A 2,908-nucleotide genomic window follows, 5' to 3' on the forward strand; every position below is an offset into this window, starting at 1 on the left:
AATTGATATTTGCATTTTACAGATTTTTTTTAATATCCGTTTTAAATTAAATATTTGTTAATTTCTATTTTTGTGTTGTTTTTTTAATTTACAACCGTTTTTGATAATTTTAGAATGTATGTGGGTGCTTACATGCGAAAAACTTTAAATATTGCAGTTTATAATATTTACTTTAAACATGGAAATGTTTATGAAATATCAAAGGTATATGAACCTCAACTTCTATATTTTGAGTTATTTAAGGTGGTGAAAAAATGTATAATTATAACTTACCTAGGATTAGAAAAAAATCTTTTTATAAACCTGTTAAACTATCTCTTGAGGATTTTTTTAAACTATTATTTAGATTTTAAACTAATTAACCCTGTATGATATTTTAATCCTAAAATATCCAGTGATTTGTTAATATTGATGCAAGCCGGCTGGTTTGTTCATCTATTTTTTTTTATTGATTTTCTAAAATTAGATTCCATTATTATTTAAAAAAATTTTAGTATTATTTCAATAAGTCATGGCCTGATTTCATTTTTAATGGTTTTGATGGTATTGGTGTTAAAAAAATGGTGTGAAGAAGATAACCTTAGTTATCTTCAAATCTTCTTCTGTCAATTAATTCTTGACGTTTTCCTGGGTTCCAACCTCCGGATGCGGATTTTGCACGTCCAACTTGTTGTACGTAACCGGTAATTCTGTCATACCATTCCACATCTTCGGTTTCACCGCAAGTAGGGCAAGTGTTGTTTAAACCTTTCATTAAGGTTTTGCATTTTAAACAGAAACTTAAAGCTGAGCTGTAAGCCCAGAATCCGATATCGGATTTTCTAGCAATTTTGTTTGTTAGGCTCATTAATGAATCTGGATCTGAGTATGATTCTCCCATGAATGCATGGAAGATGTGTCCACCAGGAGTTAAGCTGTGATATTGCTCTTCGATTTTGATTTTTTCGATTAATGATAATCCTGTATCTACCGGTACGTGAGATGAGTTGGTGTAGTAGTTTGCGTTTCCGTCACCTTGTACGATAACTTGATCTGGGAACTGTTTTTTGTCAAGTGTTGCAAATCTGTAAGCGGTAGATTCTGCAGGAGTTTGCAGTACAGACCATCTGAGTCCGGTTTCTTCCTGTAATTTTTTAGCTCTTTGATTAATGTATTCGAGACATTTTACACCGAATTTGTTGGATTCAGGGTTTTCGATTCCTTCACCGAATAAGGATAATAACATTTCGTTAAGTCCAACAAAACCAAAGGACAATGTTGAGTTTTCAATTCTGTAGTATGATTCTTCTCCTACTTTTTGTTTAAGGAATGGTAGGATGTGGAAGTCATTTAAACATTTTAATCCTTGTTCTCTTCTAAGCATTAATGTTTCAACTGCAAGGTCCATGTATTCATCCAGATATTCGAATACTTGGGATTCGTCTTTGGATTGGTATCCGATTCTTGGGAAGTTTAAGGTTACGTATGCGAGGTTACCTGTTCTTAAACAGTCTTGATCCCAGTCACCGGTCCATGTATCTTGCAGACAGGTTCTGCATCCCATATAGTTTGCCATTTTTCCACGGTATTCTGGGAACATGTTAACAAAGTATGATGAACCGTATTTTGCAGATAATTCGTGCACTAATCTTAAGTCGTCTTCGTATTCACTTGTCATTGTTTCTTTACGGAGAGTGTAGATTGTATTAGGGAATAAATGAGGTTTGCCTTCATTGTCTCCGTCGAGTAATGTTTCTGTGAATGCTCTTTGGATTAATCTGGTTTCATCTTCAAAATCAGCATAGGTTCCTACTACTTTACCTTTAGGTCCGTATGCGGTTTCATCTTTCAAGAAGTCAGGGACACCGAATTCCAGTGCCATGCTTGTAAATGGTACTTGGGATCCACGAGCAGCGTATGCCATGTTCAGGTTGTAGATAAGCATTTGTACAGCTTGTTTGATTTCTTCATAACTTCTTCCTCTTGCAAATGGTGCTACAAATACGTTCCAGAGGGACATTGATTGTCCACCGGACATGTTTTGTTGTGCTGCAAGCATGATTTCACCAGTGTGGTTCATTAAGGTTTCCATGTGGTTTGGTGCACCTGCGATGGAGGTGTGGTCACCTGTACCGTCTACTTTAAGTCCGTATCTGATGAATGTTCTTATATCATGTTGAAGACAGTTAAGAGGTCTTCCGGCAAAGAATTCTAAATCGTGGATGTGTATGTCACCGGACATGTGTGCGTCTGCCAAATGTGCTGGTAACATTTTTAAGAGTGCGTATTGTTTTAAAGCTTCGTCCGCTACATGTTTGTGAATACTTTCAGGGTTGTGAATCATATTTGCATTGTCCCTGTTACCGTTTTCGATTAAGGAAGTAATGTTATATACTGGAATACCTAAACGAGTGTAACGGCTCCTTAAGTCTTCTAATCCGTATTCGATCAATTTGGTGTTGACCATTTCCCTAATCATAGGTGCAGTTAAGTATTCTACATTTAATTTTTTAAGTTCTTTCCATGTTTCGGTAGCGATTTCAAATGCGGTTTCTTGGCTAGCACCGGTTTCTTCAATCAGGGTGTTAGCGATTTTTGATAAATCAAATGCTTCGATAGTGTCTCTTGATGTACGTACTTTCAATTGGGTACTTGCTAGGTATTTGTTTGCTATTTCCGGATCGATGTCTTCAAGACATTCGTAGACTATTTTTTTGATTTCCTTGGTTTTGATTCCGTCGTAAAGTTGAGATACTACTGTAGCAACGATTTTATCAGATTCAAAGAATGGGGTTTCTACCATTACTAATGATTTTACTAATTTTTCGTAACTAAATCTTTCTTTAATGCCGTTATTCTTTTCTACATTGATTTTAACGGTTTCATTTAAATTATTTCCTAATTCTGATATTCTTTCCATTTCATTCAC

1 protein-coding gene is annotated in these 2,908 nt (G+C 35.2%); it reads right to left on the minus strand.

The genetic code is table 11. The annotated features are described in order from the left end of the window. Window positions 1–580 precede the first annotated feature (580 nt). Window positions 581–2,908, minus strand: a 2,328-nt coding sequence (nrdD, locus tag ACKI2P_RS04775) for an anaerobic ribonucleoside-triphosphate reductase (RefSeq protein ID WP_407375502.1), incomplete at its 5' end; no start/stop codon positions are given.

Origin of the sequence: Methanobrevibacter sp. (assembly GCF_045541095.1) — an archaeon.
In the GTDB taxonomy this organism is placed as follows: domain Archaea; phylum Methanobacteriota; class Methanobacteria; order Methanobacteriales; family Methanobacteriaceae; genus Methanocatella.